Origin of the sequence: Streptomyces kunmingensis, from assembly GCF_039533535.1 — a bacterium.
Lineage (GTDB): Bacteria > Actinomycetota > Actinomycetes > Streptomycetales > Streptomycetaceae > Streptomyces > Streptomyces kunmingensis.
This window is the reverse complement of the sequence record NZ_BAAATS010000005.1, coordinates 185,740-206,638: the sequence shown is the minus strand read 5'-3', so window position 1 is coordinate 206,638 and position 20,899 is coordinate 185,740. Positions and strand designations below refer to the sequence as shown.

Here is a 20,899-nt window from a genome sequence, read left to right as displayed (position 1 = left end):
TGAGAGCGCTCCCAGGCCGTGCCGACCCGGTTCCGACCCTGGTTCCACTGGTTCCACCCTGTTCCACCCCCACCACACGGGAACGACGAAGGGCTGATCCATGCGACGTACCAGACCCATCCGTGCCGTCCTGACCGCGCTGCTGGTCTCCGGGGCCTGTGCCACGGCCGGATTCCTCCCGGCCCAGGCGGCCGGTGCGGACACCCCGCGCGCCGAGCGCGCCGCCGCCTCCGACGGCCTGCTCACCGCCATGCAGCGCGACTTCGGCCTCACCGCACCGCAGGCCGAGGCGCGACTGGCCGCCGAGAAGCAGGCGACCGCCACCGAGAAGCAGGCCCGGCAGGCCGCCGGTTCCGCCTATGCCGGTTCCTGGTTCACCCCCGAGCGGCAGGAGCTGACGGTCGCCGTCGCCGACCGCGCCAAGGCCGCCGAGGTCCGCGCGACCGGCGCGAAGGTCCAGGTCGTCGACCGCAGCGCTGCCCAGCTCGACGCGGCCAAGAAGCGCATCGACGCGCTCGACGCCCCGACCGGCGTGAGCAGTTGGCGCGTCGACTGGAAGTCCAACCGGGTCGTCGTCGAGGTGCTCGCCGACCAGCAGTCGGACAACGATGTCAAGACGTTCCTCGCCCGCGCCGGCAAGTCCGGCCCGCTGACGGTGCGCACCACGGAGCACGCCCCCACCACCTTCGCCGCCGGCACGGTCGGCGGGGACCCGTACTACACCGGCAACGTCCGCTGTTCCATAGGCTTCTCCGTGCACGGCGGCTTCGTCACCGCCGGCCACTGCGGCGGCGCGGGGCAGAGCGTCAGCGGCTGGGACCGCTCGTACGTCGGGAACTTCCAGGGCTCCTCGTTCCCGGACAACGACTACGCGTGGGTCAACGTCGGCAGCGGCTGGTGGACGGTGCCGGTCGTCCTCGGCTGGGGCACCGTCTCCGACCAGCTCGTCCGCGGCTCGAACGAGGCGCCGGTCGGCGCCTCGATCTGCCGCTCCGGTTCCACCACGCACTGGCACTGCGGCACCGTGCTCGCCAAGAACGAGACCGTGAACTACAGCCAGGGCGCCGTCCACCAGATGACCAAGACCAGCGTCTGCGCCGAAGGCGGCGACTCCGGCGGCTCGTTCATCAGTGGTGACCAGGCCCAGGGCGTCACCTCGGGCGGCTGGGGCAACTGCTCCAGCGGCGGCGAGACCTGGTACCAGCCCATCAACGAGATCCTGGGCCGCTACGGCCTGACCCTGCACACGGCCTGACCCGTCCACCCGGGCACCGCGCTCCGGGCGCACCGTCAATTCGCCGCTTGTTCAGGTGAGTTGCGGCGAGGAGTCTTCTGAAGCTGTCGGGGGCATGACATCACTGTCATGCCCCCACAGTGACACAGGAGACCCCAGTGAATCCGACCCGAACCCTCCGCAGAGCCTCCCTGGCCGCCGGCGGCGCCCTCGCCCTCGTGATCGGCTTCGCCGGCACCGCGCTCGCCGCTCCGCCCGGCGCCCTGCCCGCCAACGCCGACGCGACCGAGCAGACGTACCAGCCCGCGTTCGACTACGACACCGACGGTTGCTACCCCACCCCCGCCATCGGCCCGGACGGCACTGTCAACGGCGGTCTCAAGCCGAGCGGCGCGCTGAACGGGCAGTGCCGCGACGCCTCCGACCTCGACAACACCAACGGCTACGCCCGCTCCAAGTGCAACAACGGCTGGTGCGCCGTCATCTACGGCCTGTACTTCGAGAAGGACCAGGCGGTCGCCGGCAGCGGGCTCGGCGGTCACCGCAACGACTGGGAGCATGTCGTCGTCTGGGTGAAGGACGGCCAGGCCGCATACGTCGCCACCTCCGCCCACGGCGGCTTCAAGATCTACCCGCGCGACCAGATCCGCTGGGACGGCACCCACCCCAAGGTCGTCTACCACAAGGACGGGATCAGCACCCACTGCTTCCGCCCCGCGACCTCCGGCGACGAACCGCCGGAGAACCACCGCGGCAGCTGGCAGTTCCCGACCCTGGTCGGCTGGAACGGCTATCCGGCCGGTCTGCGCGACAAGTTGAGCTCCTACGACTTCGGCAGCGCCAATTTCGGCCTGAAGGACAGCAGTTTCGCGAGCCACCTCGCCGCCGCCCTGCCCTCCGGAGTGCCCTTCGACGTCAACGCCTGAGCGAGCGCGCGCCGTTGTACGCGAAAGTAAGTTACTGAACCGTAACCCTCTAAGTGCTACCGGCGGTAACTCCGTGCTGGATACCGTCCCCGCCATGCGTGGGGACGGTGGGACGACCGTGCCGCACGCATCGTCGGCCTGCCCCACCCCGGCCGACGGCCGCCAGGTCCGGAGTCCGCTCCGCCTGCACTCAGGAGGTTCCCCATGCCCGCTCCCGCCCGCCTGCTGGCCGCCGCCGTCACCGTCGCCGCCTGCGTCGGCGCGCAGGCCCTGCCCGCCGCTGCCGCGGACAGCTCGCAGAACGTGGTCTCGCGCGGCGTCACGATCCCCGCCTTCTACAACCCGCCGGCCGAACTGCCCGCCGCCAACGGGGCGCTGATCCGCAGCGAGCCGCTGCCGCTGGCGCTGACCCTGCCCACGCTGCACGGCCCGCTGCCCGGCAAGGCGACCCGCCTCATGTACCGCACGACCGACTCGACCGGCGCCCCCGCCGCGGTCACCGGCGCCTACATCGAGCCCACGGCGAAGTGGCGCGGCGGTGGACCCCGGCCGCTCGTCGCCGTCGCCCCCGGCACCATGGGCCAGGGCGACCAGTGCGCGGCCTCCCTCGGCCTGGAGCACCCGCTGAGCCTCAACGGACAGACGGTGTCGGTGGGTTACGAGGACCTCTCGATCTACCGGCTCCTCGCCAAGGGCGTCGCGGTCGTCGTCACCGACTACGTCGGCCTGGGCGCGACCGACCGCCTGCACACCTACGTCAACCGGCTCGACGGGGGACATGCCGTGCTCGACGCGGTCCGCGCCGCCCGCGCTGTGCAGGGGTCGACGGTGACCACCGCCTCGCGCGTCGGCCTCTTCGGCTACAGCCAGGGCGGCGGCGCCACCGCCGCGGCCGCCGAACTCCAGCCGACGTACGCGCCCGACGTCACCCTCGCCGGTACGTACGCGGGGGCGCCGCCCGCCGACCTGACCGAGACGACGAAGGGCATCGACGGCACCGATCTCGCGGGCGCGCTCGGCTGGTCGCTGAACGGATTCCTGCAGTCCGAACCGGAGTTGCGGCCGATCGCGGAGGCGCACCTCAACGACAAGGGCCGGGCCGCGCTGAAGGACCTGTCGACCATGTGCGTCGGCGACACGATCTTCGCGTACAACTCGGCGCGCAGCGCGGACTGGACCAGCGACGGCACATCACTCGCCGAGATCATCCAGGCCGAACCGCGACTCCAGGAGTTCCTCGCCCAGCAGCGGATCGGCACGATGAAGCCCGCCGGCCCCGTCCGGGTGGCCACCGGCGTCAGTGACAACCTCGTCCCGCACGGCCAGGCACGCCAGTTGGCCGTCGACTGGTGCGGCCGCGGCGCGCAGGTCACCTACAAGCCGGTGCGGCTGCCCGATGTGGGGCGCGCCCTGCTCAACCACTTCGCGCCGCTGCTGACCGACCAGGGCAGCGCCATCGACTGGCTCACCGACCGTCTCTCCGGCGAGCCGGCCGACTCCAACTGCGCGGCCCTGCCCGGGCAGCCGTGATGTGACAGCATGACGGGGCTCAGCTCTTGATCGATCCTGCTGCCGTCGTCCGAAGGGATGTCCGAGGCCCATGGTCCGCGCCGTCACCCTCATCCGCTCCGACGCTCTGTCCGACGTCGCCGAGTACGCGTACGCGGCCACGGCGCCGGCCGAGGCCCGGCACGTCTTCCTCGCCGGTTCCTGCCCGCTGGAGAAGGACGGCTCGACCGCGGCGGTCGGTGACTACGCGGGCCAGGCGGCGAAGTGCGTGGAGAACATGCGGGTCGCCCTGGCCGCGGCGGGCGCGGATCTCGAGGACGTCATCAGCACCCGCGTGCTCGTGGCGTCGACGCGGCAGGCCGATCTGGTGACGGCCTGGGAAGTGGTCCGGGACGCCTTCGGCGAGCACGACGTGCCGAGCACCCTGCTGGGCGTCACGGTGCTCGGCTACCACGACCAGCTCGTCGAGATCGAGGCCGTCGCGGCCGTGCTCGACGACTGATCCCCATACGACGATGGGCCCAACTGCTGCGTGATGCGCAGCAGTTGGGCCCTCCGCATCACTTCGCGGTGACCTTCACCGGTTCCGTCTCGGCGGAACTGTGCCGCTCCGCCCAGCTCTCCAGCGCCGTCCTGCACGCGTGGTCGAGATGGTGCAGGCCCGACAGGTGCAGCTCGACGGGACGATTCTGCGGCAGCGCCTCCAGGCTGTCGAGGATCTTCGGCAGCTTCAGGAACGTCGCGTTGCCCGACAGGTACGCCTGCACCGGACCGGCGCCCTTGTCTATGACCTCCAGCTTCACGTGCGAGGAGTCCCAGGCCGTCTTGACGACGGACAGGGCGACACCGATCAGGACGCCCTCGAACATGCTGACCGCGACGATCGACACCGCGGTGACGACAAGGATCAGCGCCTCGCCGCGGTGCTCACGCCACAGCCCCACGAGGGACCGGACCGGGATGAGCTTGGCCCCGGCGTGCACCAGCACACCCGCGAGCGCCGGGATCGGGATGTAGGCGAGGACGCCCGGCAGCAGCGCCGCGAACAGCAGGAGCCAGACGCCGTGCATGACGCGGGAGGCCTTGGTGCGCGCGCCGGCCTGCACGTTGGCCGCGCTGCGCACGATCACCGCGGTCATCGGCAGTGCGCCGAGCACACCGCAGACCGCGTTGCCCGCGCCCTGCGCCACCAGCTCCTTGTCGTACGCGGTGCGGGGTCCGTCGTGCATCCGGTCCACGGCCGCCGCGCTGAACAGCGATTCGGCGGAGGCGATGAGCGTGAACGCCACGATCGTGCCGATCAGCCCGACGCCCGCGAGTTCGCCGAAGGCGTCCAGGGACGGCGGCTGGATCGATCCGAGCAGTCCGTTGACCTCGACGGTGGCCACCGGTGCGTCGAAGACGACCGCGGCGGCGGTCGCGAGTCCGATCGCGGCCAGCGGCCCGGGGACCACCCGTACACGGGCCGGCATGCGCTTCCACAGCACCAGGACGGCGACGGTACCGGCGCCCAGCGCCAGCGAGGCGAGCGACGTGGCGCTGCCGACGGAGTCGACCAGCGCCGCGGGCAGTCCGGCTATCTTGCCGAGCCCCGATTCAGGGGCCTCGGCGGCGAGGACGGAGTACAACTGGCCCGCGATGAGTACGAGACCGATGCCGGCCAGCATGCCCTCGACCACCGAGACCGAGATGGCCCGGAAGTAGCGGCCCAGTTTCAGGACACCCATTCCGATCTGGAGCAGGCCCGTCGCCAGGACGACGACACCGAGCACCGGCAGGCCGAACTCGTCCACGGCCTCGTACACCAGGACGGTCAGTCCGGCCGCGGGTCCGGAGACCTGGAGGCTGCTGCCGCGCATCAGCCCGGCGACGATGCCTCCGACGATGCCGGTGACCAGGCCGATCTCAGCGGGCACGCCCGAGGCGACCGCCACGCCCACGCAGAGCGGGAGCGCGACGAGGAAGACGACCAGGGAGGCGGTGAAGTCCGCCTTGATGTGGGGGTATTTGGTCATCACGGCGCTCACAGAGCCTCGAACGAGTCGGTCTCGGGGCGGTGTTCGCTGACTTTCCCGGTGTGGACCTCGTAGTACCAGCCGTGCAGTCGCACCCGGCCGTCCGCGAGGCGTCGCTCCACGCACGGGTAGGAGCGCAGCCGCAACAGCTGGGCGAGGACGTGTTGTTGGACGCCGCCCGCGACGGTCGGGTCCGAGGGGTCCTGCGTGGTGGGGCTGTCGGCCGCGTGTGCGAGCCAGTCGCGCACGGCGGGCACCGCCGCGAGATCGTCGCCGCGTACCAGCGCGCCGACCGCGCCGCAGTGCGAGTGCCCGCAGACGACGATGTCCTGGACGCCGAGCACCTCGACGGCGTACTCGATGGTGGCGGCTTCGCCGCAGGGGCCGCCGGTCGGGGCGGGCACGATGTTGCCCGCGGTGCGCAGCTCGAAGAGTTCCCCGGGGCGGGCGCCGGTGATCAGGGCCGGCACGACCCGCGAGTCGGAACAGGTGATGAACAGAACCTGGGGGGACTGGCCCTCGGCGAGCCGGGCGAACTCCTCAGGGCGTTGTCCGAACGTACGGGCGTTGTCGATGAGGGGCTGCATGATGTGGTGTTTCCTCCTGGCGCGCCGTGGGGGCGCGTCGGGCTGACAGGGCAGAGGGGAGTGCGAACTCTCCTGTCAGCAGCGGAAGACCTGAAGGGTGGCCGCGGTGAGGTCCGGTACGGCTCTGCTCGGGCGGGCGCGCGCGTCGGTGGCCGGGGCCGGTGGCGAGAAGGCCGGGGGCCGCCGGGCCGGTGTCAGTGGGGCGGGGTACGGGAGTTGTGTGCTGCCCGCGGTCGCGCGGTGCCGGTCCCGGGTGCGGAACACCTCGACAGGATCTCGGGGATGTGTGTGGCCGCCGGGTCCGGCCGTCGGGCCCTGCTCGACGGACGCGGTCACCGCCGACCGGGCCAACTGATCGGACTTATGTGCGGGAGTGAACGCGCGCACGGAAGTGAAGGACGACAGGGCCAGTACGGCGGAAACGACGAGGGTCACCCAGGTGCGGGCCTTCCCACCTTGGAACACGCGCCCTCCTCCCGAGCGGCCGTATGTCAAAGATAAACCAACGATTGGTCAACCGGAGGTCAAGAGGAAGATTAGCTGTGCAAAGGTGATCACCGGGTTAACACCACGTTTCGTCTGCAAGGAAGCGTGAAAAGTGCGGTCGATTGGCGCGAACGACGCGGTGGGAAGCGGCGCAGGTGCGCCGCGCATGTGCGTCACGCACATGCGCCGCGCACCGCGGCTCCCGGACCCCCGTTCAGCGGGCGTCCGCGCCCAGTCCCAGCGTCCGGCCCGGCCAGCGTCCGCGCAGCCACCGGTCATGGCTGGCGACGACGATCGCGCCCGGCGCCTCACCCAGGGCGTCCTCCAACTCGTCGCACAGGCGCGGCGACAGATGGTTCGTCGGCTCGTCGAGGAGCAGCAGCGCGACCGGGTCCGCCACGAGCAGGGCCAGCGCGAGGCGCCGCCGCTGCCCCACGGAGAGCAGGCCCACCGGTCTGTCCAAATCGCTCTCGTGCAGCAGGCCGAGGGAGCGCAGGGGTACCGCGTCGGCCCGTTCGAACCCGAGCGCCCGCGTGTAGGTCTCCCGCGCCGTCCGCTCGGGCCGGGCGAACTCGGAGTCCTGGGTGAGCAGCCCCACCGTCAGATCTGCCCGCCGCCGCACCTCCCCCTCGGCGGGCAGCCGGCCGGCGAGCACGGCCAGCAGGGTCGACTTGCCGCTGCCGTTGGCCCCGGTGACCAGCAGTCGGTCGGCGGGCGACACGGCGAGCCGGTCCAGATCGAGCCGCCCCGGCACACGCACGTCGCGCATCTCTACGAGGGCCTCGTCCGGATCCGGTGCGTCGGGTCGCGGCGCACCGAACGCGGTCGGCCGGAACCGGAGCGGATGCGGCGGCTCGCCGACCTGGCGGCGCGCCAACTCGTCGAGCCGCCGTGTGGCGTTGCGGACCCGGCGGGAGATCTGGCTCTGCACCCGGTTCGCCCGTACGCCGTACCCCATCTTCTCGTTGTCGCGCGGCCCCCGGTCGGGGGCGACCCGGTGCGCGGCGACCCGGGCCGCGGTCCGCAGGTCGGCCAGTTCCTGCTGCTCCTCGGCGTACCGCCGCTCCCAGCGCTCGCGCTCGGCACGCTTCTGCGCCAAGTAGGAGCTGTAGTTCCCGCCGTACCGTACGGGGCCGTCGACGGCCGGATCGAGGTCGATCAGGTCTGTGCAGACGGCGTCGAGGAAGGCCCGGTCGTGGCTGGCCAGCACCACGGCGCCCGGCAGCGCGCGCAGTTGTTCCTCGAGGAAGACGGCCGCGTCGTCGTCGAGATGGTTGGTGGGCTCGTCCAGGAGCAGTGCCGACGGGCGGCGCACGAGGAGCGCGGCCAGGGCCAGCCGGCCCCGCTGGCCGCCGGAGAGGGTGTGCAGGGACCGGGTGTGCGGGAGAGCGTCGAGGCCGAGCCCGGCGAGCACCATCGAGGCCCGCCGGTCGGCGTCCCAGACCTCGTTCGCCTGGGCGTGTTCGAGCCGTCGGCCGTACGAGTCGAGCAACTCCGCGTATCCGGCGTCGTCCTCGGCGGTCCGGGCGAGGAGTTCACCGAGCCGTTCGAGTTCGGCGAGGTCGTCCCGGGCTTCGCGCAGCGCGTCGTCCAGGACGTCGGCGAGCGTCCGGTCGGCGTCGTACGGCATCTCCTGGTGCAGGAAACCGACGTCGCGGGGGCGCTCGACGGTGCCCGCGTCCGGTGCGTCCGTACCGGCGAGCAGTCTCAGCAGAGTCGATTTGCCGACACCGTTCTCCCCGATCAGGCCGATGCGGTGGCCGGGGGAGGCGGTGAGGGACACACCGTCCAGGACGCGCCGGGTGCCCAGGGTCCGGATGAGGTCGTGGGCGAGCAGGGCCGGTTCAGACATGTCGGGCATGAGAGAAGACCTCGGGTGAGTGACGGACGGCCCGCGGGGCCGCCCGGAACAGGGAAAAGGGGACGACGTCGAGGCCATACGGCGTTCGATGCTCCACAGCATCGGCCGATGGCCTGTCAGGTCCGGGTCTCACCCGGAGATGTCGTCGTCACCCGCCATGTTCGGCTCCTCGACTCACTCGGAAGGTCTGAGAACAGGGTCCGAGGACGCTATCACCCGTCGCGCCCTCGGCGCGGTCGGGGGCGCCGGGTCACCAGGCGCTCGGGTAGCGCTCGGGGTGTCCGCCGATGCGGCCCGGCAGCAGGCCGATCAGCACCAGCAGTGCGGTGGCGAGTGCCAGCAGCGGCAGGAAGGGAAGCGGGTGCGGTGCTTGCAGCACGACGATCACGGCGGTGGCCGCGGCGGGGGAGTGCGAGAGGTGGGTCAGCATCATGGCGCCCAGCGAGAGACCCGCGGCGACGGCGGCTCCCCAGCCGTTGCTCCCGGTCACGGAGAGGGTGGCGAACCCGATGGCGGCGGAGATCATCTGGCCGCCGATGAGGTTGCGCGGCTGCGAGATCGGCAGCCCGGGCGCCCCGTGCACCAGGGCCGCGCTGGCCGCCAGCGGAGGTATGAGCAGGGGCTGGTGCAGCAGCACGCCGACGCCGACCAGTAGCAGGAGAGCGCCGATCGCGAAGACGGTGACCCGTAGGACGTGCAGGGGGCGCGGTCGTTCGGCGGCGGTGGACGGGGGCGTGGACATGAAAGCTCCGGGCGGGGTGGGGCAGGACCCCCGAGCTTAAACAGATTGTTGATTCAGGGGTGAATCAATTGTCTGCGAGGCATGCCCGGGACCGCTCGGCGCTCCTACCGCCTGAGCCGAGGCAGGGGGGTGGTTTCGCGACAGATAAGGTTAGGCTAACCTTCGGGCCGTGAGATCTGGTGAACGCGCAGGCAGCGCCCCAAGTCCGCGCGGTCATGAGCTGTCGGCCGCGCAGGTGACCGTGGAGTACGACGGCGTCGCCGTCGTGCACGACGCGGCCCTCGTCCTCAAGCCCGGCGAAGTGACCGCCCTGGTCGGCCCGAACGGCAGCGGCAAGTCGACCTTGCTGCGCACGATCGCCCGGCTTCAGGGCGCCCGCACGGGCACCCTGACCCTCGACCCCGACACGGCCGACACCGTCGACGGATTCGACCTCACGGCCCGTCAGTTCGCCCGCCGCGTGGCCCTGTTGACGCAAGGTCGGCCCACGCCCGCCGGACTGACCGTGCGCGACGTGGTGGAGTTCGGCCGCTATCCGTACCGCGGACGCTGGGGCCGTACGGACCCCGACGGCGCCGCCGTGGTGGACCGCGTGCTCGTCATGACCGGTGTCGCGGAGCTCGCCGACCGCGGTGTCGACCAGTTGTCCGGCGGCCAGTTGCAGCGGGTGTGGCTCGCCGGCTGCCTCGCCCAGCAGACCGGCGTGCTCCTGCTCGACGAGCCCACGACCTATCTCGACCTGCGCTACCAGGTGGAACTCCTCGACCTCATGCGCGATCTCGCGGACGACGGCATCGCGGTCGGCGTCGTCCTGCACGACCTCGACCAGGCCGCCGCCGTCGCCGACCGCATCGCCCTGCTCCGCGCCGGGCGCATCATCGCCGACGGAGCGCCCGAGGACGTCCTGCAACCGGAGCGCCTCTCCGAGACGTACGGCATCCGCATCGACGTCGACACAGACCCCCTCACCGGCCGGCTGCGCACTCGCGCGATAGGCCGTCACCACAGCAGAAGCGAAAGGCTCCACAGCACGCCATGAGACGCCTCCTGATCACCGCGGCCGCCGGCACCGCCGCGGCCCTCGTCCTGACCGGCTGCGGCACGTCCGAGCCCGCCGAGACCGCCGCCGGCGACAAGTCCGAGCAGATCACCGTCACCGACGCCAAGGGCGCCAAGGTCACCCTCGACCGCCCCGCCACCAAGGTCGTAGGCACCGAGTGGAACGTCGTGGAGTCCCTCGTCACCCTGGGCGTCGACCCCGTCGGCGTCGCCGACGTCAAGGGCTACACGGCCTGGGACACCGCCGCCCCGCTGACGAACTCGCCCAAGGACGTCGGCACCCGCGGCGAGCCCAGCATGGACACGATCGCCGGGCTCACCCCCGACCTCATCGTCGCCACGACCGACCTGTCCGCCTCCGCGATCAAGCAGATGAAGAAGATCGCCCCGGTCCTCCAGGTCAAGGCCGCCAACGGCGCCGACCAGCTCGGGCAGATGAACGACACCCTCGACGTCATAGCCGAGGCCACCGGCACCCAGAGCAAGGCCAAGACCGCCAAGGCGTCCTACGAGGCCAAGGTCGCCGAAGGGAAGAAGGCGCTGAAGGAGGCCGGACTCGACGGTGCCAAGATCGCCTTCGCCGACGGCTACGCCGCCTCCAACCAGGTGTCCGTACGCGGCTACACCAGCGGCTCCCAGCTCGGTGCCGTCAACGAGGAGCTCGGGCTGAAGAACGCCTGGAAGCTCAAGGGCGACAAGGACTACGGCCTCGCCACCACCGACGTGGAAGGGCTCACCGGGCTCGGCGACGACGTGAGGTTCGTCTACATCGGCAACAAGTCCGAGACCGACGTCTTCACCAAGGACCTCGCGAACAACTCCGTCTGGAAGTCGCTGCCGTTCGTCAAGTCCGGCGACGTGCACCGCCTCGACGACGGCATCTGGATGTTCGGCGGACCGAAGTCGATGGAGAAGTACATCGACGCGGTCCTCAGCACTCTCACGAAGTAGCGCCATGACCGTCACCGCAACCCCCGCTGCCACGCCCGAGCGCACGGCCCCGTCCCCCTCGGGCGCGGTCGCGGTGACGGTCGGGCTCACCCTCCTCGTCCTCCTCGTCGCGGCTCTCGCCGTCGTCGACATCACCCAGGGCACCGCGTCCGTCGGCGCGAGCCAGGTGTGGAAGGCCCTCACCGGCCGGGCGGAGGAGGGCGACGCCTCCGTGGTCATCGCCTCCCGGCTGCCCCGCATGGCCGCCGGGATCCTCGTCGGCGTCGCGCTCGGCGCGGCCGGCGCCCTGCTGCAAGCTGTCAGCCGCAACGTGCTCGCGGCGCCCGACACCCTCGCCGTCAACGCCGGCTCCTACCTCGCTCTCGGCGTCCTGACCGTCAGCGGCGTCAGCCTGCCGCTGCTCGCCTCCTCGACGGTGGCGTTCGTCGGCGGCCTCGCGGCGGCCGCCGTCGTCCTCACCCTGGCCGGCCGCGGCGCCGGAACCGTCCGTCTCGTCCTCGCGGGCAGCGCCCTGACCCTCGGGCTCAACGCCGTCGCCGAGGCGCTGCTCCTCCTGTTCCCCGAACAGACCGACGGCCTCTACCAATGGGCTCAGGGCAGCATCAGCCAGAACGGCTTCGACGGTGTCGTCCGCATGGGCCCCGTCGTGCTCGCCGCCCTCCTCGGCCTCGTGCTCCTCGCCCGCCGCGTCGACGCCCTCGCCCTCGGCGACGAAGCGGCGCGCGGCCTGGGCGTCCCCGTCCGCGGCACGCGGGTCACCGCGGTCGTCCTCGCCTCGCTGCTGTCCGCGGCGGCCGTGACGCTCGCCGGCCCCATCGGTTTCGTCGGACTGTGCGCACCGGCCCTCGTCCGGCCGCTCGCGCGCCGCCTGCGTCCCCTCGTACGGCACCGGCTGCGGATCCCCGTCGCCGGGCTCGTCGGTGCGGCCCTGGTGCTCGGCGCCGACGTCCTGCTGCGTACCGTGACGTCGGCCGAGACCGCGGTGACCGTCCCCACGGGCATCGTCACCAGCGTCATCGGCGCGGTCTTCCTCGTCGTCATGGCGGTGCGGATGCGCGACGGCGACGCCGCCGCCGCGCCGGAGCGGCTGCGCATCCCGAGCCGGGCCGCTTTCGCGGTCACCGTCGTCGTCCTCGCGCTCGTGCTGGTCGGCGCGGTGATCGCCGGAGTCCTCGTGGGCGACAGCACGCTGCTGCTCGGCGACGTCGTCAACTGGATGACCGGGCAGGCCGGGCAGGCCGTCAGCTTCATGCTCGACACCCGGGTGCCGCGGGTGCTGGCCGCCCTGTGCGCGGGCGCCGCGCTCGCCCTGTCCGGCACGCTCGTGCAGTCCGTGACCCGCAACCCGCTGGCGGAACCTGGCGTCCTCGGCGTCTCCGGCGGCGCGGCGCTCGGCGCCGTTCTGCTCGTCACCACCGTGCCCGGCGCCGGGTCCTGGCCCGTCGCGGGCGCGGCGCTCACGGGCGCCGCCGTCAGCTCGGCGCTCGTGTTCGGGCTCGCGGCCAAGGGCGGCTTCCAGCAGAGCCGGCTCGTCCTGATCGGCATCGGTGTCGCCACCGGCACGGCCGCGCTGATCAGCCTGCTGATCGTGCTCACCGACCGGTTCAGCGCGACCAAGGCCCTGACGTGGCTGTCGGGTTCGACGTACGGGCGCACCTTCCCCGACGTCCTGCCCGTCGCCGCCGTACTCGTGATCGCGACGGTGGTGGCGGTCGCCCGGCGCAGGGAACTCGATCTGGTCTCCCTCGACGAGGACACGCCGCGGCTGCTCGGCCTGGATCTCGCGCGCGGCCGGCTCGGCTTCCTCGTACTGAGCGTCCTGCTCAGCGCCACGGCCGTGGCCGCCGCAGGCACGATCGGCTTCGTCGGGCTCGTCGCGCCGCACGCCGCCCGCGCCCTGGTGGGCCGCAGGCACGTCCGCGTCGTTCCGGTCGCGATGCTGCTCGGGGCCGCCCTCGTGTGCGCCTCGGACCTGCTGGGCCGCAGTGTCATCGCCCCGGCCCAGCTCGGCGCCGGACTGATGACGGCGGTCATCGGCACGCCGTACTTCGTGTACCTGCTGGTCCGCAGCCGCCGGTAGTACGTCGTTCAGGAACCGGCTCTCACCGGGCGCCGGCCGCGCGCAGCGTGGCCAGCGCCCGGTCCGCGTGCGCGCTCATCCGGAACTCGCTGCGGACGACGTCCAGGACGCGGCGGTCGGTCCCGATGACGTAGGTGGCCCGCTTGGTCGGCAGCGGTCCGAAACCGCGGGCCACCCCGAACCGCTCCCGCACCACTCCGTCCGGATCGGAGAGCAGCGGGAACCCGAGCGTGTGCCGCCCGGCGAACTCCCGCTGCCGCTCCACGGCGTCCGCGCTGACCCCCACGGGCCGGGCGCCGACCGCCGCGAACTCGGCGGCCAGGTCCCGGAAGTGGCAGGCCTCTGCGGTGCAGCCCGGTGTCATCGCGGCCGGGTAGAAGAACAGCACCACCGGCCCCTCCGCCAGCAGGGAGGACAGGGACGTGGGCGCGCCCGTCTCGTCGGGCAGGGTGAAGTCCTCCACGACGGAACCGGCTTGGACACGGGGGGACGCGGACACGGAGGGCTCCCGACGACGCTGGAACGAGGCGGAACAGGACACCCGAGATCGTACTCGGCGGTAGTGGTTGTTGACGGAGCGCTCCAGTGGGTAGGCGCGGCCCATGAACTCGCATGATCAGAACGTGGAGACGGCGGCTGCCGCCGCGCAGTTCCTGGCCGGGCAGCAGGTCACGGAGAAGCAGTGCGGAGGCTGCGGCACGGTGGTCGCCGGTGTCAACGGCCGCTATGCGTGCGGTGCGTGCGGCTGGATCAACCATTGGTCGGACGGGGACACCCGCCTGCCCGGGTCGGACGACGGGTGACTCTGTTCCACCGGGTGCCCTGGCGCCGCCCCGGCCCGACGTGTGGTGCATATGTGGTGCGTAGGTGATGCGCATGTGGTTCACTGTAGGAGACAGGCACCCACGACGCGCCACAGGAGGGCCGCCCCCATGGCAGGACATCCGGAACACCCGCCCAGCGAACGCCTTTCCGTCACGCTGGCGCCCCCGGCCGTCGTCGCGGTCAACGAGCTGGCCGAGACGGGCAGCGTGAGCAAAGCGGACGTCATCAACCGCGCGCTGCTGCTGCTGGGCTTCGTCGAGCGCGAGCGGGCCAAGGGGCATGAGCTGATGATTCGCGGGGCGGACGGCGAGCTGGAGCGCATCCACATCCTCTGAGGCTCCACCGAGGTCCCGGGATGCGGCCCCTTTTCGGAGGGGGCGCATCCCTTCTCTTTTTGCATGTGTCACAACCGGCGGGAGACGTCCTGCGCGGCCTGCCGGACCGCCGGTGCGAACGCGGTCAATTGCCCCTCCGTGACGAGGAAGGTGAGGGAGGAGACCGAGACGGCGCCGACCGCCGTGCCGTCGGCGTCGAGGACCGGCGCGGCCAGGGAGCAGATGGACTCGTCCGCCTCCTCGTAGTCGGTGGCATAGCCCGCGTCGCGGATCGCGGCGAGCTCCTCGGTCAGGGCGGCACGGTCGGTGTGGGTGCGCGGCGTGCGCGCCGGCAGACCTGTGCGGCTCAGGATGTCGGCCGTCTCCGCGGGCGGGAGGTGGGCCAGCAGGGCCTTGCCCGCCGCGGTGGCGTGCAGGGGCAGCGGGGTGCCGACGTCGGTGGCGATGCGGTACGCGTGGCCCGGGTCGACCTTGTGCGTGTACGTCGCGTGGTCCCCGCTGAGCACGGCCAGATGGACGGCCTGTCCGAGCCGCTGCTGGAGGGCGCGCAGGACGGCGTCGATGCCGACCGCGTCGTCGGCGAGCACCTGGGCCGCCAGTGCGCGCAGTTGGACGCCGCATCCGTAGCGCCCCTCGCCGTCGGGTGCGGCGTAGCCCTCCTCGACCAAAGTGGCCAGGACCCGGTGCGTGGAGGCCTTGGAGACGCCGGAGCGCTCCGCGATGTCGCCCAGCCGGTGCGGCCCGTCGGCGCGGGCCACCGCGTGGAGCACCCGTAGCGCCTTGGCGACGGAATTCGCGGGCTTGCTCGGTTCCATTGACCCTCCGAGGAGAAGCGGGCTATGTTGCCAATCGGTCCGTACAGCGGAACGCCATTCTACGCTACGGAACAGACTCGGGATTCTCCTCCAGGTGCGAGCCCGGCCGTCCCTCACCCCGGCCGCCTCACGCGCCCCACTCTCACGCTTGGGAAAGGCGGCCGTCCATGGCTGTACACGGATCTTCCTCCGTGGGCCCGCAACGATTCGATCTCGTCATCACGGGCGGGCTGCTGGCCGACCCCCTGCGGCCGGAGCCCGTGCCGGGAGACCTGGCGATCGCCGACGGCCGGATCGCGGCGGTCGGCGCCCCGGGCTCCCTCGCCGGCGCGGACCGCCTGGACGCCACCGGACTGCTCGTCGCGCCCGGCCTGATAGATCTGCACACTCACGTCTACGAGCCCGGCACCGACCTCGGCGTCCCCGCGGACGTGATCGGCGTCGACCAGGGCGTCACCACTGTGGTGGACGCGGGCAGCTCCGGCGCCGACGACTGGGACGACTTCGCGGATAACGTTGTCGCGCCGGCCGCCACCCGCGTACTGAGCTGGCTCAACATCTCCCGGCACGGTCTCGTGCACGGCCGCAAGGAACTCTCGCGCGGCCCGGCCGACATCGACGAGGCGGCCACGGAGAAGGTGCTGCGCGCCCACCCCGAGCGGGCGCGCGGCATCAAGATCCGGATGAGCGCCTCGGTCCTCGGCTCCAGCGGACTCGCCCCCCTGAAAGCCGCGAAGCGCGTGGCCGGCCGGGTGGGCGTGCCGGTGATGGTCCACGTCGGCAACGAGCCCCCGCACCTCGGTGACGTACTCGACCAGCTGGGGGAGGGCGACGTCGTGACGCACGCCTTCCACGGCAAACCCGGCGGCCTGTTCGGCAGCGAGAAGCAGGCGCGTGCCGCCGTGGAGCGGGGAGTGCGCCTCGACGTCGGCCACGGCAGCGCCAGCCTCAGCTTCGCCACCGCCGAACGCGCGCTCGCCGCCGGCTTCACCCCGCACACCATCAGCACCGACCTGCACAACCGCAACGTCGAGGGGCCCGTGCATTCCCTCGTCACGACCCTCACCAAACTGCTCGCGCTCGGCCTCACCCCGCAGCAGGTCATCCGCTGCTCGACCCTGCACGCCGCCCAGGTCCTGCGCCTGGACGACGAGTTGGGGACCCTGCGACCCGGGTCCGCGGCCGATCTCACGCTGCTGCGGCTCACCGAGGAAGCCACGACGCTGACCGACGCCGACGGCGCCACCCGCACCGGGAGCAGCCGGCTCCAGCCGGTCGCGGTCGTACGCGCCGGAAGCCCGCGGACCCTCCAGGCTCCGTAACCCCGGCGCGCGCCCCACCGAACCGAACCCCGAAAGGCCCGTGCATGACCACCCCCCTGATCGAGCGGCTCGCCACGGCCGTCCAGGACACCGCCCGTCCTGTCACCGACGAGGACCGGGCGGATCTGACGGCGTTCCTCCCGCTCGCCCAGGTCTACGCGCAGACGTGCGGCATCGCCTTCGACGAGACGCGCTCACTCGCGCTCGCCGTCCACGCGCTCGCCTTCGTCCGCAGGGTCCGCGAGGCGGAGCACCTCGACGCGCTCGACGACGACCTCGCCGCCGAGGTGGCCCCCGGCCGCATGGCCGCGGTCCGGACCCTCGTCGACACCTACTGCACCCCGCGCGACTTCCCCGCCCGGGACACCGAAGTCCTGCTGCTCGCCCTCCACTTCGAGGCAGCCGCACAGCTCCAGCACCAGCCCACCGCGCAGGCATGACCGACCCCTCAGGGAGCACCGCCATGACAGTCAAGATCGTGATCGGACACCGGCTCGGCAAGGGCCACGCGGTCGCCGACGGCATCCGCGCCGCGGGCGGCGAGCCCGTCCTCATCCCCGGCCCCGGTGCCGACATGAAGGTGGGCGACGTGATGGCCGCCGAAGGAGCGGACCTCGGCATCTCGTTCTGCGGCAGCGGCGGCGCGGGCGCCGTCACCGCCAAGGCCAAGTACGGCCACGACATCGAGTTCGGCATGCGCTCCGCCCAGGCCGGCGTGACCGCCGTCGAACAGGGCCGCACCGTCCTCGGCTTCGGCTTCCTCGACAGCGAGGAGCTCGGCTTCAAGGTCACCCAGGCGCTGCTCAAGAAGCTGGGCAAGGAGGCGTCGTGAAGCAGGAGCGGCACACGCTGCGGCTCAGCGGCTCGGGACCCACCAGGGAGAAGGCGTTCGCCACGGCCATCGGCCAGGTGCAGTCCGCCGTCGGCAAGCGCACGGACGGCGTCTCCTTCCGCGTAGAGCCTCTGGATCTCGATGTCGTGAACGCGGTGGAGCACCGCTGGACCGAACGGTTCCTCGGCCTGTTCTTCCCACGCACCCGTCAGCGCTTCGAGATCACGCTGCGCATCGAGGTCCAGGTGACCTCCCTCGACCTGGACGCCCTCGACTTCACGGTGCGCGAGGAGCGGCTCACGCCGCTCCAGCACGCACTGCGCATGAGGTGACCCGATGAATCACACCCTCACCGTCCTTCTGGAATCGCTGGTCATCGGCGCTCTGATCGGCTTCGGCGCGAGCGCGGGCGTGGCCCGTATGTTCCACGCGCCGAAGGTCCAGGGCATGGGCGCCTTCCGCACCCTCGGCGAACTCAACGCCTGCCAGAACGATCCCGTCGCCCACTTCTCCTTCGGCCTCGGCTTCCTCTTCAACGCCTGGTCGACCGCGGTCGGCACCGGCGCCCTGACCGGCGACGTCGACCACCGCATCGTGCCGCACTGGACCGCGTCCGCCGCGATGATCAAAAATCGCAACCTCGCGGAGACGCTGCACAACCCGCGGCGCATGGCCCTCACCGGGACGGTCGTCGGCATGCTCCTGATCACGCTGCTCAACACGACCGCCGCCTCCATCCCGCACTCGTTGCAGGACGTCGCCGCCAAGGTGCTCGGACCGGCGTCGGAGTGGCTGATCAACCCCGTCATGCCGATCATCTTCTGGATGGCCGCCGTCGACGCGGGCCGCCGCACCGGAGCCTGGGGCACCGTCCTCGGCGGCCTCGGCCACCTCGTGATGGGCAACGCCGTGCCCGGCATCGTGCTCGGCATCGTCATCGGCAAGGGCGTCGACGACCTCGGCTGGACCAAGGTCACCAAGTCCCTGGCCACCGCGGTGATCGTGCTCTTCGTCGCCAGCGCCTTCCTGCGCGGCACCGACCTCACGCTGCTCACGCAGATGAAGGCCGACATCCCGCACTGGCTCCTGCAGTTCCACGACGCCACCGGCACCAAGCCCCAGTGAGGCAGGCAGCGACATGACCGACTCCTCGACGACCGCGCCCGCCGCGGGCGGCATACCCTCCCAGAACCCGGGCGCCGGACCCGCCAAGGGCGGCTTCCTCACCAAGGTGCCGGGCGAGGGCAGCTTCTGGCTCTCCGAATGGGCCTTCCCCGTCTTCGTGGCCTGCCTGGCCGCGGGCATCTTCACCGGTACGCACCTCTACTACGTCTACGACACCGGCGTGTTCAACGAGGTCGCCGTGGCCTCCATGCTCAAGGCCGGTATGGAGGGCGGCAGTTACGGAGCCGCCGCCGCGTTCGGCGCGGGCTTCCTGTTCGCCCGCATCATCGAGGGCCCCATGGTCGGCATCCTCGACATCGGCGGCTCCCTGCAGACCGGCGTCGGCATCGGCATCCCCGCCATGCTGCTCGCCGCCGGATTCACCGCGCCGCTCCAGCACTTCTGGCTCGCGATCCCCGTGGGCGCCGTACTCGGCGCACTCATCGGCATCGCCATCCTCGTCATCCGCCGCGCCACGGTGAACTCCACCGGAGGCACCTCGACGTTCGGCGCCGACGTGATGATGGGCGCCGGAAACTCGGCGGGCCGCTATCTCGGCCCGCTCGTCATCATCTCCGCCGCCACCGCCTCGCTCCCCGTCGGCCTCGGCTCCACCATCGGCGCCGCCCTCTTCTACGCGTGGAAGAAGCCGCTGACCGGCGGCGCCATCATCGGCGCGATGGTCGCCGGATTCTTCTTCCCCATCCCCGGCAAGTGAGCTTTCCCGGCAAGTGAGCGGCCTCGGCAAGTGAGCGCCCCCGCACCCCAGTTCAAGGACATCACGTGCACACTCTCCACCAGGACCTCGGCGTCCCGCCCGCCGTCAACGCCAGCGGCAAGATGACGGCCCTCGGCGGCAGCGTCCTCGGCGAAGGCATCATCGCCGCGATGAGCGACGCCGCCCGCCACCACGTCGTCATGGACGACCTGACCACCGCCGTCGGCCGCGAGATAGCCCGCGCCACCGGCACCGAGGACGGCTGCCCCACCACCGGCGCCGCCTCCGGAGTCGCCATCGCGGTCGCCGCCGTCATCGCGGGCACCGACCTGTCCCGCATCGAGGCGCTGCCCGACGCCGGCGACGCGCCCTGCGAAGTGATCCTGCCGCGCGGCCACTCCGTCCACTTCGGCGCCCCCATCCGCCAGATGATCGCGCTCGGCGGCGGCCGACCCGTCGAGGTCGGCTCGGCGAACAAGGTCACCGCCGACCACCTGTCCGGCGCGATCGGCCCCCGCACGGCCGCACTCCTCTACGTCCAGTCGCACCACGCCGTGCAGAAGGGCATGGTCACCCTCGCGCAGACCATCGAGGCCGGCCGCCGCCACGGCGTCCCCGTCATCGTCGACGCCGCCGCCGAGGAGGACCTGCGCCACTGGCCCGCCACCGGCGCCGACCTCGTCATCTACAGCGGCGGCAAGGCGGTCGGCGGCCCCACCTCCGGCATGATCTGCGGCAGCGCCGCCCTCATGGCCGCCTGCCGGGCCCAGTACAACGGGATCGCCCGCCCGATGAAGGTCGGCAAGGAAACCCTGTTCGGCCTGGTCCAGGCGCTGCGCGAGTACGGGAGCGCCACCCCCGGCGGTCACCGGGCCCGGATGGAGAAGCTCGCCGCACGCCTCGCCGAACTGCCGGGCATCACGACCCGGGTCGTCGCCGACGAGGCCGGCCGCGACATCCACCGCACCGAACTCACCGTGGACGCCGAAGGGGCCGGCCGCGACGCGACCCGGCTCGCCGCCGAACTCGCCGCCCACGGCATCCATCTGCGCGACCACCAGTCCCTCACCGGCCGCCTGTACATCGACCCGCGCCCCCTGCGCCCCGACGAGGAAGAGCGACTCGTGGCACAGCTGACCGCACTGCTCGAGGGAGAGGGCCGATGACCGTCGTCGAACGCCGCCTCATCGTCACCGAGGAGGCCGGACTGCACGCCCGGCCTGCCGCCGCCTTCGCCCAGACCGCCGCCCGCAGCGAGGCCGAGGTCACCGTCGCCCGCGAGGACGGCCGCGAGGTCCCCGCCCGCAGCGTCCTGTCGCTGATGACCCTCAACATCCGCTGCGGCGACGCCATCGTGCTGCGCGCAAGCGGAGCCGACGCCGAGTCCACCCTGGACGAGCTCGCCCGGATCGCGGCCCCGGCATGACCGACACCGCCC

Annotated in this window: 24 protein-coding genes; 17 read left to right on the top strand and 7 right to left on the bottom strand. The window is 71.9% G+C overall.

Features of this window, described 5'->3' with window-relative positions; all coding sequences use genetic code 11:
• Positions 1–100: 100 nt before the first annotated feature.
• The 4 genes from ABD366_RS06200 to ABD366_RS06185 all read left to right on the top strand — a co-directional run bounded on the left by ABD366_RS06200 (position 101) and on the right by ABD366_RS06185 (position 4,171).
• Positions 101–1,255, top strand: coding sequence for a S1 family peptidase (locus tag ABD366_RS06200; protein ID WP_324772061.1), 1,155 nt, complete (start codon positions 101–103; stop codon positions 1,253–1,255).
• Between the two features lie 137 nt (positions 1,256–1,392).
• Complete coding sequence (locus ABD366_RS06195) at positions 1,393–2,160, top strand: NPP1 family protein (RefSeq protein ID WP_324772062.1); 768 nt, start codon at positions 1,393–1,395, stop codon at positions 2,158–2,160.
• A gap of 204 nt (positions 2,161–2,364) precedes the next feature.
• Positions 2,365–3,690, top strand: coding sequence for a lipase family protein (locus tag ABD366_RS06190; protein ID WP_324772063.1), 1,326 nt, complete (start codon positions 2,365–2,367; stop codon positions 3,688–3,690).
• 70 nt (positions 3,691–3,760) lie between these two features.
• Positions 3,761–4,171 (top strand): RidA family protein, encoded by a 411-nt coding sequence (locus tag ABD366_RS06185; RefSeq protein ID WP_324772064.1) that lies wholly within the window; start codon positions 3,761–3,763, stop codon positions 4,169–4,171.
• Between the two features lie 58 nt (positions 4,172–4,229).
• Here the strand turns inward: ABD366_RS06185 and ABD366_RS06180 are convergent, their stop codons facing one another.
• The 5 genes from ABD366_RS06180 to ABD366_RS06160 form a co-directional block, all read right to left on the bottom strand.
• Positions 4,230–5,684 (bottom strand): SulP family inorganic anion transporter, encoded by a 1,455-nt coding sequence (locus ABD366_RS06180; protein ID WP_324772065.1) that lies wholly within the window; start codon positions 5,682–5,684, stop codon positions 4,230–4,232.
• An 8-nt stretch (positions 5,685–5,692) separates the two neighbouring features.
• The gene (locus ABD366_RS06175) at positions 5,693–6,271 is read right to left on the bottom strand and encodes a carbonic anhydrase (RefSeq protein ID WP_324772066.1); all 579 of its coding nucleotides are present in this window, start codon (positions 6,269–6,271) and stop codon (positions 5,693–5,695) included.
• Between the two features lie 75 nt (positions 6,272–6,346).
• Positions 6,347–6,736, bottom strand: coding sequence for a hypothetical protein (locus tag ABD366_RS06170; protein ID WP_324772067.1), 390 nt, complete (start codon positions 6,734–6,736; stop codon positions 6,347–6,349).
• A 235-nt stretch (positions 6,737–6,971) separates the two neighbouring features.
• Positions 6,972–8,609: an ABC-F family ATP-binding cassette domain-containing protein gene (locus ABD366_RS06165; RefSeq protein ID WP_324772068.1), complete on the bottom strand. Its 1,638-nt coding sequence runs from the start codon at positions 8,607–8,609 to the stop codon at positions 6,972–6,974.
• A gap of 259 nt (positions 8,610–8,868) precedes the next feature.
• Positions 8,869–9,360: an HPP family protein gene (locus ABD366_RS06160; protein ID WP_324772069.1), complete on the bottom strand. Its 492-nt coding sequence runs from the start codon at positions 9,358–9,360 to the stop codon at positions 8,869–8,871.
• A 169-nt stretch (positions 9,361–9,529) separates the two neighbouring features.
• On the opposite strand from ABD366_RS06160, the gene ABD366_RS06155 reads away from it, so the two are divergent.
• The 3 genes from ABD366_RS06155 to ABD366_RS06145 are packed head-to-tail and all read left to right on the top strand — an operon-like array spanning position 9,530 to position 13,450.
• The gene (locus tag ABD366_RS06155) at positions 9,530–10,399 is read left to right on the top strand and encodes an ABC transporter ATP-binding protein (protein WP_324772070.1); all 870 of its coding nucleotides are present in this window, start codon (positions 9,530–9,532) and stop codon (positions 10,397–10,399) included.
• Positions 10,396–11,370: an iron-siderophore ABC transporter substrate-binding protein gene (locus ABD366_RS06150; protein ID WP_324772071.1), complete on the top strand. Its 975-nt coding sequence runs from the start codon at positions 10,396–10,398 to the stop codon at positions 11,368–11,370. The genes ABD366_RS06155 and ABD366_RS06150 overlap by 4 nt, the downstream gene beginning before the upstream one ends.
• A gap of 4 nt (positions 11,371–11,374) precedes the next feature.
• Entirely contained in the window at positions 11,375–13,450 is a 2,076-nt protein-coding gene (locus ABD366_RS06145) for an iron ABC transporter permease (RefSeq protein WP_324772072.1), read from the top strand.
• Positions 13,451–13,472: 22 nt separating this feature from the next.
• Here ABD366_RS06145 and ABD366_RS06140 read toward each other — a convergent pair whose 3' ends face one another.
• Positions 13,473–13,949 (bottom strand): peroxiredoxin, encoded by a 477-nt coding sequence (locus ABD366_RS06140; protein WP_324772073.1) that lies wholly within the window; start codon positions 13,947–13,949, stop codon positions 13,473–13,475.
• 103 nt (positions 13,950–14,052) lie between these two features.
• Between ABD366_RS06140 and ABD366_RS06135 the strand changes: the two genes are divergently transcribed.
• Both ABD366_RS06135 and ABD366_RS06130 read left to right on the top strand, forming a co-directional pair.
• Positions 14,053–14,253, top strand: a complete 201-nt coding sequence (locus ABD366_RS06135) for a hypothetical protein (protein WP_324772074.1) — start codon at positions 14,053–14,055, stop codon at positions 14,251–14,253.
• Positions 14,254–14,382: 129 nt separating this feature from the next.
• Entirely contained in the window at positions 14,383–14,610 is a 228-nt protein-coding gene (locus tag ABD366_RS06130; protein WP_324772075.1) for a hypothetical protein, read from the top strand.
• A 68-nt stretch (positions 14,611–14,678) separates the two neighbouring features.
• Here ABD366_RS06130 and ABD366_RS06125 read toward each other — a convergent pair whose 3' ends face one another.
• The gene (locus tag ABD366_RS06125; RefSeq protein WP_324772076.1) at positions 14,679–15,425 is read right to left on the bottom strand and encodes an IclR family transcriptional regulator; all 747 of its coding nucleotides are present in this window, start codon (positions 15,423–15,425) and stop codon (positions 14,679–14,681) included.
• 191 nt (positions 15,426–15,616) lie between these two features.
• On the opposite strand from ABD366_RS06125, the gene ABD366_RS06120 reads away from it, so the two are divergent.
• The 8 genes from ABD366_RS06120 (at position 15,617) to ABD366_RS06085 (ending at position 20,887) form a co-directional block, all read left to right on the top strand.
• Positions 15,617–16,747 carry an amidohydrolase/deacetylase family metallohydrolase gene (locus tag ABD366_RS06120; RefSeq protein ID WP_324772077.1) on the top strand — a complete coding sequence of 377 codons (1,131 nt, stop codon included), beginning with the start codon at positions 15,617–15,619 and terminating at the stop codon, positions 16,745–16,747.
• Between the two features lie 44 nt (positions 16,748–16,791).
• Complete coding sequence (locus ABD366_RS06115; protein WP_324772078.1) at positions 16,792–17,187, top strand: hypothetical protein; 396 nt, start codon at positions 16,792–16,794, stop codon at positions 17,185–17,187.
• Positions 17,188–17,210: 23 nt separating this feature from the next.
• Complete coding sequence (locus ABD366_RS06110; protein WP_324772079.1) at positions 17,211–17,579, top strand: SFCGS family glycine-rich protein; 369 nt, start codon at positions 17,211–17,213, stop codon at positions 17,577–17,579.
• Positions 17,576–17,911 (top strand): DUF4312 family protein, encoded by a 336-nt coding sequence (locus ABD366_RS06105; RefSeq protein ID WP_324772080.1) that lies wholly within the window; start codon positions 17,576–17,578, stop codon positions 17,909–17,911. Before ABD366_RS06110 ends, ABD366_RS06105 begins: the two co-directional genes overlap by 4 nt.
• Positions 17,912–17,915: 4 nt before the next feature.
• Positions 17,916–18,704, top strand: coding sequence for a DUF4311 domain-containing protein (locus ABD366_RS06100; protein WP_324772081.1), 789 nt, complete (start codon positions 17,916–17,918; stop codon positions 18,702–18,704).
• 13 nt (positions 18,705–18,717) lie between these two features.
• A complete protein-coding gene (locus ABD366_RS06095; RefSeq protein WP_324772083.1) occupies positions 18,718–19,461 on the top strand; it encodes a DUF4310 family protein in 744 nt (247 codons plus the stop codon).
• Between the two features lie 65 nt (positions 19,462–19,526).
• Positions 19,527–20,627: a DgaE family pyridoxal phosphate-dependent ammonia lyase gene (locus tag ABD366_RS06090; protein WP_324772084.1), complete on the top strand. Its 1,101-nt coding sequence runs from the start codon at positions 19,527–19,529 to the stop codon at positions 20,625–20,627.
• Complete coding sequence (locus ABD366_RS06085) at positions 20,624–20,887, top strand: HPr family phosphocarrier protein (protein ID WP_324772085.1); 264 nt, start codon at positions 20,624–20,626, stop codon at positions 20,885–20,887. The genes ABD366_RS06090 and ABD366_RS06085 overlap by 4 nt, the downstream gene beginning before the upstream one ends.
• Positions 20,888–20,899 lie beyond the last annotated feature (12 nt).